At 68.7% G+C, this 15,683-nt stretch carries 12 protein-coding genes; 8 read left to right on the top strand and 4 right to left on the bottom strand.

What is annotated here, in order from left to right; translation table 11 throughout:
• Positions 1-207 precede the first annotated feature (207 nt).
• Positions 208-1,152 carry a hypothetical protein gene (locus tag OG405_RS17575; protein WP_327147564.1) on the top strand — a complete coding sequence of 315 codons (945 nt, stop codon included), beginning with the start codon at positions 208-210 and terminating at the stop codon, positions 1,150-1,152.
• A gap of 316 nt (positions 1,153-1,468) precedes the next feature.
• The gene (locus tag OG405_RS17570; protein WP_327152378.1) at positions 1,469-1,948 is read left to right on the top strand and encodes an NlpC/P60 family protein; all 480 of its coding nucleotides are present in this window, start codon (positions 1,469-1,471) and stop codon (positions 1,946-1,948) included.
• A 34-nt stretch (positions 1,949-1,982) separates the two neighbouring features.
• Here OG405_RS17570 and OG405_RS17565 read toward each other — a convergent pair whose 3' ends face one another.
• Positions 1,983-2,858: a UTP--glucose-1-phosphate uridylyltransferase gene (locus OG405_RS17565; protein WP_327147563.1), complete on the bottom strand. Its 876-nt coding sequence runs from the start codon at positions 2,856-2,858 to the stop codon at positions 1,983-1,985.
• 393 nt (positions 2,859-3,251) lie between these two features.
• Between OG405_RS17565 and OG405_RS17560 the strand changes: the two genes are divergently transcribed.
• The 5 genes from OG405_RS17560 to OG405_RS17540 all read left to right on the top strand — a co-directional run bounded on the left by OG405_RS17560 (position 3,252) and on the right by OG405_RS17540 (position 12,154).
• Complete coding sequence (locus tag OG405_RS17560) at positions 3,252-4,706, top strand: DNA polymerase IV (protein WP_327152377.1); 1,455 nt, start codon at positions 3,252-3,254, stop codon at positions 4,704-4,706.
• Positions 4,707-4,802: 96 nt separating this feature from the next.
• Positions 4,803-5,312 (top strand): hypothetical protein, encoded by a 510-nt coding sequence (locus tag OG405_RS17555; RefSeq protein WP_327147562.1) that lies wholly within the window; start codon positions 4,803-4,805, stop codon positions 5,310-5,312.
• A gap of 135 nt (positions 5,313-5,447) precedes the next feature.
• Entirely contained in the window at positions 5,448-8,660 is a 3,213-nt protein-coding gene (locus OG405_RS17550) for an arabinosyltransferase domain-containing protein (protein WP_442790761.1), read from the top strand.
• A gap of 34 nt (positions 8,661-8,694) precedes the next feature.
• Positions 8,695-11,121, top strand: a complete 2,427-nt coding sequence (locus OG405_RS17545) for an HAD-IC family P-type ATPase (RefSeq protein ID WP_327147560.1) — start codon at positions 8,695-8,697, stop codon at positions 11,119-11,121.
• Positions 11,122-11,335: 214 nt separating this feature from the next.
• The gene (locus OG405_RS17540) at positions 11,336-12,154 is read left to right on the top strand and encodes a PhzF family phenazine biosynthesis protein (RefSeq protein ID WP_327147559.1); all 819 of its coding nucleotides are present in this window, start codon (positions 11,336-11,338) and stop codon (positions 12,152-12,154) included.
• On the opposite strand, the gene OG405_RS17535 is transcribed toward OG405_RS17540, so the two are convergent.
• The 3 genes from OG405_RS17535 to lspA are packed head-to-tail and all read right to left on the bottom strand — an operon-like array spanning position 12,155 to position 14,567.
• The gene (locus OG405_RS17535; protein WP_327147558.1) at positions 12,155-12,847 is read right to left on the bottom strand and encodes a hypothetical protein; all 693 of its coding nucleotides are present in this window, start codon (positions 12,845-12,847) and stop codon (positions 12,155-12,157) included.
• A gap of 5 nt (positions 12,848-12,852) precedes the next feature.
• Positions 12,853-13,779, bottom strand: a complete 927-nt coding sequence (locus tag OG405_RS17530) for an RluA family pseudouridine synthase (protein WP_327147557.1) — start codon at positions 13,777-13,779, stop codon at positions 12,853-12,855.
• Positions 13,776-14,567, bottom strand: coding sequence for a signal peptidase II (gene lspA / locus OG405_RS17525; RefSeq protein WP_442790760.1), 792 nt, complete (start codon positions 14,565-14,567; stop codon positions 13,776-13,778). The genes OG405_RS17530 and lspA overlap by 4 nt, the downstream gene beginning before the upstream one ends.
• 220 nt (positions 14,568-14,787) lie before the next feature.
• On the opposite strand from lspA, the gene OG405_RS17520 reads away from it, so the two are divergent.
• On the top strand, positions 14,788-15,681 hold the full coding sequence (locus OG405_RS17520; RefSeq protein ID WP_442790759.1) for a hypothetical protein: 894 nt from the start codon (positions 14,788-14,790) through the stop codon (positions 15,679-15,681).
• Positions 15,682-15,683: the final 2 nt, after the last annotated feature.

Here is a 15,683-nt window from a genome sequence, read left to right as displayed (position 1 = left end):
GCTGCCGGCCGGACCACGGGTCCGGCCGGCGGTCTCGCCGGGTGCGGGTGAATCCGGCGGCTCGCGGCTCGGCTGAGTGTGGTACCGGCTCGGCCGAGTGTGGTATCGGCAGGGGCCCCTGCGGTTTCCGCGGGTGGCGGCCGGCGCCGCCGAGCCCCGGACTTATGGCCATGACCGGGTCGGCACCGCACATTAGGGTGAGATCTTATGGCTTCGGACAATCCCGACGAGTGGTGGCGCCATTCCCCAGCGGGACAGCAGAAGAACACCCCGGCGGAGCAGCGGCAGCAGGGCTACCGACCACCACCGGCCGGGCAGCCGGACTCGGGCGTGCAGTGGGGGCAGTCCGCAGGACACGGCCCGCAACCCGTCCCGCCGAAGGGCGCCTGGGAGGTTCCGCCGTTGGGTGCCGGTGGTTATGGGGACCCGCCCCCGAAGAGCAACGGCCCGTTGATCGCGGTGCTCGTCACCGTGGTGGTGCTGGTACTGGTCGGGGTGATCGGCCTGGTGGTGCTGCAGTCGCGGGGCTCGGCGGAGAACACCGCGTCCGCGACCTCCTCGGCGGTAACCGATTCCGCACAGTCCTCCGAGCCGGCGTCCGCCACCTCGACCACCGCGACGACCAGTGCGCTGCCCTCCTCGGACGAACCCGTCCTGCGCGAGGGTCTGGCGCCGGTGGCGGTGTTGGGCCCGACCTGGCAGGCCGGTGAGAGCACCTACACGATGGCATTCAAGGGCTGGCCGTTCGCTTTTCGGGCGCCCGGCTCCTGGGGATGTATGAAGGGGTCGATCGAGAACATCCCGGATGCGCAGGCGTGGGGCTGCGTGGACGAGGGCAATTCCGCTGCGGGACAGCGGGTAAACCTGGCCATCCGCAAATGTCCAGCGACCTGTGATGCCGCCACGCGGGTCGGGTTCGACGCCGATTGGTTCACCGAGCCGGACAAGGCGCGCACATTCGACGACCGGACGTCCTACGTGGAGACGGCGGTCAACGACAAGGGTAAGTATTCGGTCGAGTTCAGCCGCTATTTCGCGGCCGATCCGGGTGGTGAGCCGGTGTGGCAGGTGGGTGTATTCGTGGAGTCGCCGACCGCCGCGAAGGACACCGTCCTCAAGACGCTGAACGATGTGGCGACCCAAACGCAATAAACATCTTTGTGATGTTCATCACACGCTAGATATTTGCCAGAAGCTTGTCGGCCCCCTGCTGGCCGGGCAAAATCAATCCCCGATACCGCTGAGTCCGGACCTCCGGACGACCGGGAACGGTGATCATTTCGTTCGGTTCTACCTGAGTGAAGTTGCGCCGGAGCCTGTTCACCCGGCGTGACCCCTGTGGTTGCGGTATCCCCACCCCCTGTGGCGGGTCCCGCGAGAAAACCCGGACGCCGTACGGCGTCCGGGCACCGACGGGCAGAAGGGTGGGCACGTGTTCGGAATCGCACTGCGCCGGGGTATCGCCGGCATGCTTCTCGCGACGGCGGTAGGCGCCGTCGCCGCCGCCCCAGGGTGGGCGCAATCCGGGAGTGCCGGCAGTGGATCGGCCTCCGGCTCCGGATCGCTCAGCGCCAGTGGATCGGCGGCTCTGCCGGTCTCCAGTAGTAACGGTCTGGGCGCGCTGGCCGCGGCCACCTCCCAGACCGGCAAGATGTACGAATGGGGAGCGACCGGCCCCGATACCTGGGACTGCTCCGGTCTGGTGCAATGGGCCTTCCGTCAGGTCGGCGTCGTGCTGCCGCGCACCACCTGGGAACAGGCGGACGTCGGCGCTTCGGTGCCGCGATACGCGCTCTCCCCCGGTGACGTCATCATCATCAACCAGGATGCCTCACACGTGGGGATCTACGCCGGGTTCGGACAGGTGCTCAATGCCTACGCCGCCGGGTTCCCGGTGGGGCTCACGCCCCTCGACCAGTTCTACATCTACAGCATCCGTCGTTTCTGACGCGGGTGGCGGCAACGACGCCGCCGAACGGCGGTCAGTCGACCTGACGGCGTAGCAGCGGCCCATAGTCGGGGTGGGCCAGCGCCGAGGCGAACTGGGCGATGAGATAGTCGCCGGGGTTTCCGGTGTCGTACCAGCGGCCCTGGATGACCTGCCCGTATACCGCGTGGTTCGCGGCATAGGCGTTGATGGAATCGGTCAGGTAGACCTCGCCGGTGTGATGGGCATACCAGCTCTCCGTCTGCGCCCGCAGTTCGTCGATGATCCCGGGCGTCACCACATAGCCGCCGATCGCGGCGAAGGCCGAGGGCGCGTCCTCGGGTTTGGGTTTCTCCACCAGTCCGGATATGCGCAGCAAGCCGTCGTCCAGGTCTTCCCGGACCACCGGGACGCCGTAGCGCTGCGATTCGTTCGGATTCATCGGCATCAGTGCCAGCACCGGGCACCCGGTCGATTCATAGGCGCGGATCAACTGCTGGGCCCGCGGTTCCTCGGCGACGAAGACGTCGTCGGGCCACAGCACCAGCATGGGCTCGTCGGCAGCGGTGCGGGCCGCGTTGAGGACCGGGGTGCCGTTTCCGTACGGGCCGTGCTGATCCAGATAGGTGATATGGCCCAGTCGGGACAGTTCACCGACTTCCTCCACCGCGTCCGCGTAGGCGGTCTTACCGTCGGCGCGTAACTGGGCCACGAGTGCGGGGTTGGGCCGGAAATGGTCCTGGATCAGCGACTTCCCACCGCTCACCACGATGGTGATATCGGTGATCCCGGAGGTCACCAGCTCACGTACCGTATGCTCGATCACCGGCTTGTCGCCGACCGGCAGCATCTCCTTGGGGATCGCTTTGGTCAGCGGCAGCAGTCGGGAACCGATACCGGCAGCGGGGATCACGGCCTTGCGGATCTTCATCGTCCGATCATCACATATCCGTCACCCGGGACGCGGTATCCCGAGCCGGTCCAGTGCTCCTGGAAACGCCCTGTGGCCGGGTCGATCACTGCGCGACCGCGGTCGGCGGGTAATGCCCAGTGCCGGGTGGCCGGGCCAGGGAACTCCCGGCAACCCGGCAGTGACTTGTCCGCATACTCTGTTCTGTCGGTACCGCCGCGTAGATTCTGCGCCCATGGACCCCACGCTCACCGCCACCGGCGCCGGCCTGTGCGATCGCCGGATGCGGGGGTGGCGTCCGGCCGGTGAACCCCGAGCCGACCCGTGGTGAGCGGCGGGCATCCGGAGCCCGGGGCCGGACCGGGTCTTCGCCCGCCGGGCGAGACTTCCCGGCGCTGGGTGCTGCACATCGATATGGACGCGTTCTTCGCATCCTGCGAACAGCTCACCCGACCGACCTTGCGCGGGCGCCCGGTACTGGTCGGTGGGACCGGCGCGCGCGGGGTGGTCGCCGGGGCGAGCTACGAGGCGCGGGTCTTCGGTGCCCGCTCGGCCATGCCGATGCATCAAGCGCGGCGGCTGATCGGAGTGTCCGCGGTGGTGGTTCCACCGCGAGGTCCGCTCTACAGCGTGTTGAGCGGCCGGGTCTTCGATACGTTGCGCGCTCGGGTCCCGGTACTGGAGACCTTGTCGTTCGACGAGGCGTTCGCGGAGCCATCCGAACTGGCCGGGGCGAGCGCGGCCGAGGTGGTCGAGTTCTGTGCCGGATTGCGGGCGGCGATCCGGGAGCGCACCGGGTTGGTGGCCTCGGTCGGCGCCGGGAGCGGGAAACAGCTGGCCAAGATCGCGTCCGGGATGGCCAAACCCGATGGGATCCGGGTGATCGCGCCCGGGGAGCAACAGGCGCTGCTGTCCGCGCTTCCGGTGCGCAAGCTGTGGGGTATCGGACCGGTGGCCGAGGGTCGGTTACGTACCCTCGGAATCGAAACCGTCGGGGCCTTCGCGGCATTGCCCGAGACCGAGGCGGTATCGATCCTGGGCGGAAGTATCGGCGCGGCGCTGCACCGCCTCGCGCGCGGTATCGACGACCGGCCGGTCACCGAACGCGCCGAGGCCAAACAGATCAGCGCCGAAACCACCTACGAACACGACATCGTCACCCTCGAACGATTGCGTCCGGCGATCAGCGAGATGGCCGCCGCCGCCCACCGTCGGCTCACCCGCGACGGCCGCGCCGCACGTACGGTGGTGCTGAAATTGCGTCGGGCCGATATGAGCATCACCACTCGCTCCACCACACTGGCCTATGCGACCGAGGATCTGCCCACGCTCGCCGCCGCCGCGCAGCGGGCAGCCGTGGACCCGCAGGAACTGGGACCGATCCGGTTGGTCGGTGTCGGCTACGCCGGGCTGTCCACGATCCGGCAGGAATCCCTTTTCCCGGAACTGGATCGGCGAGGTGGCGATCCGGCCGGATTCTCCGGTGGCGCCGGACCGGCGGAAACCGGCGTTCCGGTCCCGGATTCTCTGGCGGCCGCCGAAGAGACCTCTGTGGATTCGGTAAGAGCTTCGGTGGTTGCGGCGAGTTCGGTGGACACGGCACCGGGCCGGTCGTCGGGGGAAAGTGACGCCGGCGAAAACCGTACCGTACCGACGGATTCCGTTGTCTCCGCTGGTGAAGGCCCGCTGTGGCGGCCGGGTTCGGATGTGCGGCATCCCGGATTCGGGTTCGGCTGGGTCCAGGGCTCGGGCCACGGACGAGTGACCGTCCGGTTCGAGACCCGCTCGACAGGACCGGGGATCGCGCGTACTTTCGCTGCCGACAATACGGAGTTGTGCTCAGCGGACCCGCTCGACAGCTTGTCGTGAGGACCGCCGGGTAGTTTGGTCCCGGGCAGCGTCGCCGGTTCCGGTGACTCTGTTGTAGCGCACGACACCGAACCCTCGAACGCAAAGGACGAGCAGTTGAAGCTTCGCAAGACCGGACGTATCGCGATCGCCGGCCTGGCCGCCGCGGCCGCGTTGACCCTGACGGCGTGTGGTAGCGATGATTCCGACTCGGACAGCAAAGCCGCGAGCACCACGTCTGCGTCGGCAGAGGTCTCGGAAGAGGCCTCCGCCGATCTGCCGCCGGTGCCCTCCGTCACCGATCTGAACTCTCAACTCCAGCGCGCCCTGGATCCGAGCGTGCCCAACGAGGAGAAGCTGCAGATGGTGCAGGGCGCCGAGGCAGACCCGGAGCTCCCGGCGAAACTGGCTCAGTTCTACACGGATTCGGGCGCCACCATCGAGGTCACCGAGGTGAGCGATTTCGCCGACACCATCAATGCCAAGGCCAACTTCAAACTCGGCGATACCCAGAATGTGGTCGATGTGCCCTTCGTCGCCGAAGACGGTGTGTGGAAGGTCGAGAAGACCTGGACCTGCAATATGCTCGCCCAGGCCCAGGTGCAGTCCCCGGCCTGCGTGGCCTGATTCCGCAGTGCTCGAACCGGCCGGTCCGCAGTGAGCGGACCGGCCGGTCTCGTCCGGTGGTGTGCGGGTGCTCGGTGAGCGCAGCCGCAAGGGTGCGCGCGGCCCCCGCTAGGATTGCGCCCCGTGGCTGACACGATGGTGGTGGCGGCGCCCGAGCCGACAGAGATCTCCGAACGTCCGCGATCCCGATCGGGTGGTGGCTGGGCCCGGCCGGTCGCGCTGGTGTCGGCGCTCATCGGAGCTCTGCTGGCACTATCGGTGCCGCTGCTGCCCATCCGAGTGGACGCCGCCGCACTGTCCTGGCCGCAGGACGGTTCCGCCACCTCGGTCGAGGCCCCACTGGTGGCATACGCGCCGTTGAACTTCACGGCCACCGTGCCGTGCGCGGCGATCCAGCAGCTCGGCTCCGGTGGCGGAGTGCTGACCTCGACCGCGCCCTACGGCGCCCCCGATCTGGAGCGCTACGGTTTCCTGGCCCGGGTCCGGCCCGCGACAGCGGAGGCCGGACCGCAGCTCGATGTCGTCCTGCGCAACCAATCGCTGTTCAGCGTCCCCGTCGCGGAACTTCCGCCGGACTGCGCACTCGTCGTCCACGCCGATATGACCGAAGCCGTCGCCACGCTCACCGGATCCGAACAGGTGGTGCTGGGCGGTGATCTCCGGCCCCAGCTGGTCGGAGTGTTCAGCGATCTCACCGATCCGATGGGTACCGGCGTCACCGCCGATATCGACAGCCGGTTCACATCGAGCCCCACACTGCTGAAACGGATCGCGATCTGGTCGGCGGTTGTCGCGACCCTGATCTCGCTGTTCGCGCTGTACCGGCTCGACAGTCTCGACGGGCGCCGCGCCCGCCGATTCCTGCCGGCCCGCTGGTGGACCTTCCGCCCGGTCGATGTCGTAGTGCTGGGCACCCTGGCGCTCTGGCATTTCATCGGCGCGACCACCTCCGACGACGGCTATCAGTTCGGGATGGGCCGGACCTCGCAGGTCGCCGGCTATATGGCGAACTACTTCCGTTACTTCGGGGTCCCGGAGAATCCGGTCGGCACCCCGTACTACGACCTCATCGGCCGGATGGCCGATCTCAGCACCGCCAGTCCGTGGGTACGGCTGCCGAGTCTGCTGGCCGGCATGCTGGCCTGGCTGGTGATCAGCCGTGAGGTGGTGCCTCGATTCGGGGCCGCGCTGCATCGCAACCGGTTCGTGCCGTGGACCGGTGCGCTGGTGTTCCTCGCCGTCTGGCTGCCCTACAACAATGGACTGCGACCCGAACCCATCGTCGCGCTCGGGGTGCTGCTCACCTGGTGCTCGGTCGAGCGCGGTATCGCCACCCGGCGGTTGCTGCCGTTCGCCGTCGCCCTGCTGATCGCCGCCTTCAGCTGTACCGCCGGCCCGCACGGTGTCATCTGTGTCGCCGCACTGCTGGCCGGGCTCCGGCCGCTGATCAAGATCATCGCGGCCCGCGCCCCGCGCGCCGGCTGGTTGCCGCAGCTGCTGCCGCTGGCCGCCGCGGGAGTGCTGGTGCTGGTGGTGGCGTTCGCCGACCAGCCGCTGAGCGCCATGATGGAGATGCGCCGGGTGCACGAACTGGCCGGCCCGCATGTGCTCTGGTTCGACGAATACCTGCGCTACCAATACCTGTTCATGGGCACGGTGGACGGTTCGGTCGCCCGCCGGTTCGGGATCTTCGTGCTGATCGCCGGTTTGGTGGTCTGCCTGCTGACGCTGCTGCGTAAGGGCGGCCGGATCCCCACCGCTGCGGTGGGGCCGTCGCAGCGCATTCTGGGCGTCACCGTCGGAGCGATGGCGTTGATGATGACCACCCCCACGAAATGGACCCATCACCTGGGTGTCTTCGCGGGCCTGGCCGGGGCGGTGGCGGTTCTGACGGCAGTGGCGATCGGCCCGCGGGTCATGCGCGCCCCACGCAACCGGGCGCTGTTCGCCGCCGCGGTGGCATTTCTGCTGGCCCTCGTATTCGCCGGCCCGAACGGTTGGTGGTACGTCTCCTCCTACAGCGTCCCGTGGTGGGACAAACAACCGTTGGTGGCGGGGATTGCCTTCAACAAGGTTTTCCTGCTCGGTGCGGTAGCCATGCTGGCGCTGGCGGCGTGGTGGCATGTGCGGGCGCCCGACGACGGGCAGCACCGGATCTCGCGCTGGGGCTGGTGGGTCGCCAAGGTTCCGACCCTGACGGTCGCGGCCGCCTTCATGGTGCTGTTCGAAGTCGCGTCGTTCGCGAAAGGCGCTGTCGCCCAGTACCCGGCCTTCTCGCTGGCGAGCTCCAATCTGAGCGTTCTCGCCGGCAATACCTGCGGTCTGGCCCCGCACGTTCTGGTGGAGACCGATCCCAACCGGGGTCTGCTCACCCCGCTGTCGGGTGACCCGGCTTCGGCCTTGGCCGGCAACGGCACCGGTTTCAGCCCCGGCGGTGTCGCAGCCGATCTCAGTGCCGACGCCGAGGAAGGCGCCGATGCCGCCATCGCCGATTCGGTCGGCGAGGCGACCGCCGGTACCGGGGTGGTCACCGAAACCGACAGTCCCGCACTGCCCTTCGGTCTGGACGCGGGGACACCGGTCCTGGGCAGCGATCACGCCGACGGTCCGGCCGAACTGACCTCCGGCTGGTATTCACTGCCTGCGGTCACCGACCGCGCGGATATCCTGGCGCTCAGCGCCGCCGGCCGGATCTGGTCGCAGAACGCCGACGGTGTCGTCACCCACGGGCAGTCGCTCGAACTCGAATTCGGTTCCACCACCGCGCCGGGCGGCTCGGCCGCGAACCCGGTCCCGCTGCGCCGGGTCAATCCGATCGATATCGGGCCTGCGCCGTCCTGGCGCAACCTGCGAGTTCCGCTGGCGCCCTACGCCGATGCCGACACCGTGCGAATCGTCGCCGCCGACCGCGACCGCGATCCGCGGCAGTGGCTGGCCTTCACCCCGCCCCGGATTCCGCAGACCCAGGACCTGAACACAGTCGTCGGCTCCACCGATCCGGTGCTGCTGGACTGGGCGGTGGGTCTGCAGTTCCCCTGCCAGCGGCCCTTCGATCACCACATCGGGATCGCCGAGACACCGAAATACCGGATCCTGCCGGACCGGGTCGGTGCGAACGACACCAACCTGTGGCAGAACCACGACGGTGGCGGCCCGCTGGGCTGGACCGGTCTGCTGCTGCACGCCCGCACCCTGCCGACCTATCTCGACCAGGACTGGGACCGCGATTGGGGACAGCTCCAACAGTTCCTTCCCATCGACCCCGACGCGATACCGGCCCGCCCGCGTACGACCCAGCAGGACCATCCCGGGACCTGGTCGCCCGGCCCGATCAACGTCGCCTGGTGAACCGGGCGCCGCGGCGCTGACTACGCTGACACCCATGTCGACAACTGTGCAGTCCGTCGGGATGCCGGGTCTCACCGCCGCGGAGGTTGCGCAGCGCCGGCGCGACGGGCTCACCAACGATGTACCGGCCCGGGCCAGCCGCTCGGTGCGCGATATCGTCCGGGCGAACGTATTCACCCGGATCAACGCCATCCTGGGTGTGCTGTTCGTCCTGGTGATGGCCACCGGGTCGGTGATCGACGGAATGTTCGGTCTGCTGATCGTGGCCAACAGCGCGGTCGGCATCATCCAGGAGACCCGCGCCAAACGCACGCTGGACCGGTTGGCGATCGTCGGCCAAGCCAAACCGACCGTGCGCCGGGACGGTCGGGCCGAACAGCTAGCGCCCGATGAGGTCGTACTCGACGATCTGATCGAACTCGGGCCGGGCGACCAGATCGTGGTCGACGGCGAGGTGGTGGAAGCCGAATTGCTCGAGGTCGACGAATCGCTGCTCACCGGCGAATCCGACGATGTCGCCAAAGAATCCGGCGCGCAGATTCTCTCGGGCAGCTACGTGGTGTCCGGATCGGGTACCTACCGCGCGACCAAGGTCGGCAAGGACGCCTACGCCGCGAAACTGGCCGCCGAGGCGAGCAAGTTCACCCTGGTCGACTCCGAACTGCGCAACGGAATCGACACCATCCTCAAGGTCATCACCTATCTGCTGATACCAGCGGGTGCGCTGATTATCTACAACCAGCTCGTATCCAGCGGCGAATCCTGGCGGCCCGCCGTCAGCGGAATGGTTGCCGCCCTGGTACCGATGGTGCCGGAGGGGCTGGTCTTGATGACCTCGATCGCCTTCGCGGTCGGCGTCGTGCGACTGGGGCAGCGCAAATGCCTGGTCCAGGAGCTACCCGCCATCGAAGGCCTGGCGCGCGTGGATGTGGTGTGCGCGGACAAGACCGGCACGCTCACCGAGAACGGTATGCGCCTGGCCGAACTGCGGATGATCGAAACCGGTTCCGGCACCGAGGAACGCGCCCGGCAGGCGCTCTCCGCTATGGCCGCCGACGATCCCCGCCCCAATGCCAGCGTCCAGGCCATCGCCGAAGCGCTCCCCGAGCCACCCGGCTGGAAGTACACGGCGGTCGCGCCGTTCTCGTCCGCCAAGAAGTGGAGCGGTTTCTCCTACGGAGAGCACGGGGATTGGCTGCTGGGCGCGCCCGATGTGCTACTCGATACCGAGACGGCCGACGCCCGCGCCGCCGAAGAGCTCGGCGCCACCGGTCTGCGGGTGCTGTTACTCGCCCGCGGCGACCGCGCCGTGGACGCCGCCGGCGCGCCGGGCGCCCTCACCCCCGTCGCACTCGTCGTGCTCGAGCAGAAGGTACGCCCGGACGCCCGCGAAACGCTGGACTACTTCGCGAGCCAGGACGTGGCGATCAAGGTGATCTCCGGCGACAACGCCGTCTCCGTGGGGGCGGTGGCCTCCACACTGGACCTACCCGGCGGTGAGCACGCCGTCGACGCACGCACCCTCCCCGAGGACCGCGCCGAACTCGCCGGGGTGCTGGAGGAACAGACCACCTTCGGCCGGGTCCGCCCGGACCAGAAACGGGCGATGGTCGCCGCCCTGCAGTCCCGAGGCCACACCGTGGCGATGACCGGTGACGGCGTCAACGACGTCCTCGCCCTCAAAGACGCCGATATCGGTGTCGCTATGGGCGCGGGTAGTCCCGCCACCCGCGCTGTCGCGCAGATCGTGCTGCTGGACAACAAATTCGCCACCCTGCCCTACGTGGTGGGCGAAGGTCGTCGCGTGATCGGCAACATCGAGCGGGTCTCCAACCTGTTCCTCACCAAAACCGTCTATTCGGTGCTGCTCGCCTTCCTTGTCGGCGCCGCCGGCGTCGGTTCACAGATCTTCGGCTACGAACCCATCGGCTACCCGTTCCTGCCGCGGCACGTGACCATCGCCGCCTGGTTCACCATCGGTATCCCCGCCTTCATCCTCTCGCTGGCCCCGAACAACGAACGGGCCCGCACCGGATTCGTCGCCCGGGTGATGCGACTGGCCATCCCCTCCGGCGTGGTCATCGGTACCGCGACCTTCATCGCCTACCTGATCGCCTACGCCGGACCCGATGCCGGCGAACAGCAGAAGATACAGGCCGGCACCACGGCGCTCATCACCCTGATCATGATCGCGGTCTGGGTACTGGCGATCGTCGCCCGCCCCTACACCTGGTGGAAGGTGGTCCTGATCGCGGTCTCGGTGGCCGCCTACCTCGTACTGTTCACAGTGCCGTTCACCCGGGAATTCTTCGCGCTCGACCCGTCGAACGTCCGGCTCACCACCGCCGCGTTCCTCTGCGGTGCGGTCGGGATCGTATTGGTCGAGATCGCCTGGTGGGTGGGCGCGAGCCTGCGCGGGGAGTCGCGCAAACTGATCCCCGCCGCGCCCGGAGAGTCGTAACCGGCGTTTGCGAGGGCCGTGCCTCCTGTCTTCGCGAGCGGCCGACGCGACGCTCTCCATGAGCGAGCCCACATAAGGCTTTCCCGGGCCGATCCCTCCCCGCACCGCCCGTCGCGCTACCGATCCGGTTCGCCCCGTCCGTCCCGAACCGGGCCCGAAACGCCTGGATTACGTTGGGAGACGGTTTTATTCACGCCTGGAGTACCTTCGTGGCATGGAGGTTCTGCTGCACCAGATCGACGCGTTCGCCGACGCACCGTTCTCCGGGAACCCGGCCGCGGTGATGCCGTTGCCCACGTGGTTGCCCGATACCGTGCTGCAACAGTTGGCCGAGGAGAACAATCTCGCCGAGACAGCCTTCTACACATCGCGGCTCCCCCCGGAGGCCGGCCCGCCGCCGGGGCGCTGGCCCGCTTATCACCTGCGTTGGTTCACGCCGATGACCGAGGTGGTGATGTGCGGGCATGCCACGCTGGCGGCGGCGGCGCATATTCTCTGCGATATCCAGCCCGGGGAGGATTGCGTGAGCTTCTTCACCCACAGTGGCTGGTTGCGGGTGGATCGCACCGATGACGACGAGTACGTGCTGGATCTGCCCGTGGTCGAATCCGTCCCGGCCGAACCGGATGCGGCGTTGGTGGCGGCGCTGGGAGTGGAGCCGGTGCGAGTGTATTCCGGGGCGGATGTGGTCGTGGTGGTGGACAGCGAGCGGCAGGTCCGGGAGCTGGCGCCGACATTGAGCGCTTTTCCGAAGGTGCAGCGGGGTGTGGTGGTGACGGCCCGCGGTGACGAGGTGGATTTCGTTTCGCGGTTCTTCGCGCCCGGGGTCGGGGTGCCGGAGGATCCGGTCACCGGCTCCGCGCATGCGCAGCTGGCACCACTGTGGTGTGCCGAGCTGGGCCGCACTCGGCTGACCGCGCGGCAGTTGTCGCGGCGGGGTGGGGCGCTGGGGGTCGAACTGGCAGGTGATCGGGTATTGCTGACCGGGCGGTGCCGCCGATATCTGGACGGTGTGGTGAGCCTGGATTTCTGATCAGGCCGGTGGGATCGGGCCGTCGTCGGGCCGGGGACCGACGGGGTCGCTGCTGTCGGGGAGCAGGGGCTCGACGGCGAATCGTCCGGCTACGGCGTCGGCCGGTAGGGCCTGGACAGCGCGGATTCCGGGGCGGCCGGCGAGTTCGCGGAGCCGGGACAGCGGGGCGCGGACGACGACTCCGGGGGAGCAGGCACGGTCGTCGCGCAGGCGCGCGATGGCCACGTCCAGGATTCGGGCGGTGCGTTCGGCGGTGACATAGCGGCGCCGATCGGCCAGTTGCCAGGCGGCGTCGGTGCCGGAGCGCCGCAGGGCGGTATCGGAATCGGGCGTCTGGACCGCTATCAGCGGGGTCGCGACGCGCGGCAGTGGCACCTGATAGAGCGCCTGTCCGACGCGGATTCCGCCCACTCGTTCGCGGAGGACGGCGGCGGGGCGGTATTCGGTGAACGACACCAGCGCCCACCGGTCGCCGTCGTCCGGACCGGTCAGTGTTTCGCGCGCGCGGTCGAGATATTCGGTGACGGGCTCGCCCTGGTCGGGCCCGAGGCGGTCGGTGGATACGACGGCCTCGGCGGGCGGGATCAGATAGCCGAGCGCGAGTACGAACACACCGCACGCGGCCGCGGCGGCACCGAACGCCAGGCCCCGGCCGGTGCGGCGGGGCCGGGGCGGTGCGGGTGCCTCGGGCATGCGGGTCACGCGTCGCGCAGGACGCGCAGCGCGTTCGTGAGATCGTCGGGGTACTCGCTGGTGATCTCCAGGTAGCGGCCGTCCGCGGGGTGCTGGAAGCCCAGCGATCGGGCGTGCAGCCACTGACGCTGCAATCCGAGACGTTCGGCGAGCCGGGGGTCGGCACCGTAGGTGAGGTCACCGCAGCACGGGTGGCGGATAGCGGAGAAATGCACCCGGATCTGATGGGTGCGGCCGGTTTCCAGATGGATATCGAGCAGGCTCGCCGCCTGGAACGCTTCCACCGTGTCGTAGTGGGTGACGCTGGGTCGGCCGTCGGAGGTGACCGCGAATTTCCAGTCGTTGCCTCGGGCGCGGCCGATGGGTGCGTCGATGGTGCCGCTGCTGGGGTCGGGGTGGCCCTGGACCAGGGCTTGGTAGCGCTTGTCCACGGTGCGTTGTTTGAACGCGCGTTTGAGCACGGTGTAGGCGTGTTCGGACTGCGCCACCACCATCACGCCGGAGGTGCCGACGTCGAGGCGGTGCACGATGCCCTGACGTTCGTGCGCGCCGGAGGTGGAGATCCGGTAGCCGGCGGCGGCCAGTCCGCCGACGACGGTGGGTCCGCTCCACCCCACCCCGGTATGGGCGGCGACGCCGACCGGTTTGTCGACGGCGACGATATCGTCGTCGGCGTAGAGGATCTTCATACCCTCCACCGGCTCGGCTTCGATGCTCAGTTCGCGCCGGGGTTCGGGGAACACCACTTCGAGCCAGGCACCGGCGGTGAGCCGGTCGGATTTCCCGGCGGGTGAGCCGTCGAGTTGTACCGAACCGTCCTCGGCCAGTGCCGCGACCGCGGTCCGGGACAGGCCGAGCAGCCGGGCGAGTCCGGCATCCACCCGCATCCCGTCCAGCCCGTCGGGGACGGGCATCGTCCTGGTCTCTCTCATGCGGCGGTCTCCTTGCCGTCGGCGGTGGCGGCTTTGTCGATGACATCGCTCGGGGTCGTGCCGTTCCCGGTCGGCGTGCGCGCGGTCGCGTCGCCGGCGGTTTCCGGCACCGTGTTCTCCGGCGCGGAGTCGCCGGTGGACCTGTCCCGGCCGGGCCGAGGGTCCTCGGCAGGGTCCGGTTCGGCATCCGCGGCCGGTTCGCTCGCGGTAGCCGTTTCCGCGGCGGCCTTGTCCTTGTACCGGGAGCCGTCCGGTTCGAAACCGAAGACGGTCAACGCCACCAGCAGGATCGCCCCGCAGACGATCGCCGAATCGGCCACATTGAATACCGGCCACCAGCCGACCGAGACGAAGTCCACCACATGACCCTGCAGCGGCCCGGGTGCGCGGAACAGCCGGTCCATCAGATTGCCGAGCGCACCGCCGAGGACCCCGCCGAGACCGATGGCCCACAGGGGCGAGCGCAGGGTGCGGCCGATACGCAGCACCCCGATCACCACCGCCGCCGCGACCAGGGTCAGCAGCCAGGTCATACCGGTGGCCATGGAGAACGCCGCGCCCGCATTGCGTACCAGGACGAGTTCTACGACGTCGCCGATGACGGAAACCGGTTCGCCGGGCCGTATCCGCGCGACCACCAGCACTTTGGTGCTCAGGTCGAGCGCGAACAGCGTCGCGGCGACCAGCAGCAGTAGCCGTAGCCGCTGCCGGGGCGGCGCTCCGGTCCCGCCGGGGCGGTCGTCGGGGTCCTGCTCTGGCGTAGGCCGGTCCTCACTCACGCCGACCATCATCTCTCGAGGTGCATCGGCGCAGTACCGTGGGCACCCGCGCGTACCCGGCCGGGCCGGTCGTCCCGGCGCGTCGCGACCGGACGCCGCGAGCGTCCGGGGCCCTTGCCGGAAGTTCCCGCGATGTCCCAGCCCACGCTCAGGTACGCCTCGTAGGCTGTCGGGCGTGACGGTGTTGTGTTCGTTTCCCACGCCCCGCCTGGCGAGGTCCAGAGTGCTGATGGTGGTTCTCGCGGTAGGGCTCACCGCTTTCGGTTCCGGTTGCGGCGACGGCGGCGACTCGGGGGCCGAGGCCGACGGCACCGAACCGCTGGGGATAGGTAACGAGGTCACGGTGCCGATCGCCGCCGCTGTGGTCACGACCGTGGATCCCGGTGCGGAGCCCCGGTCGATGCTGCGGCCCTCCTACTACAACGGCACGATCCAGGCGGTGACGCTGCGCACCGACCACCACATCCAGCAGCAGATCGATTCCCAGCAGTTACGCGACTTCTCCAGTCCGTCGCTGACCATCCCGATGACCGCGACCGCCGATTCCGGCGGAGTGGAGCTCACCCTGGGCTCGGTGACGACCCCGGACCCGGCACTGTCGGAGGCACTGACCGCTGCCGACGGTACGCATGCCGGTTTCGAGATGAGCGAACTCGGCGGTATCACCGCGTTGCGCCTGGCCCCCGCCCCGGATACCTCGAATTCGGCCCGAGCAGCCCTGGAACAGGCTTTTTATCAGGCGGTCTACCGGTCCGTCACCTTTCCCGACGAACCCGTCGGGGAAGGCGCGGTGTGGCGGGTCCAGCAGACCGTCGGCGGTGGCGTCGACCTCGATCAGGTCACCACCGCCACATTGGTGGACCGTGACGGCGGCCGGTTGTCCATCCGGCTCGACGTCACCCAGACGCCGAAATCGAATATCTGGGACCTCCCGAACGAGGCCGGCACTCTCGATATCGAGGACTACGCGATGCAGGGTAGCGGCGATATCACGGTGGATCTCGGGCTGCCGCTTCCGGTCGCGGGATCGATCTCGATCGGCGGTCACCAGATCTACCGCGACCCGCGAACCTCGACGGTGCTGCGTCAGGTCATCGAGACCAACGTCAGCTGGGGCGGCTGACC

This window comes from Nocardia sp. NBC_01329, assembly GCF_035956715.1.
GTDB lineage: Bacteria > Actinomycetota > Actinomycetes > Mycobacteriales > Mycobacteriaceae > Nocardia.
This window is presented reverse-complemented; position numbering and strand designations above follow the sequence as displayed.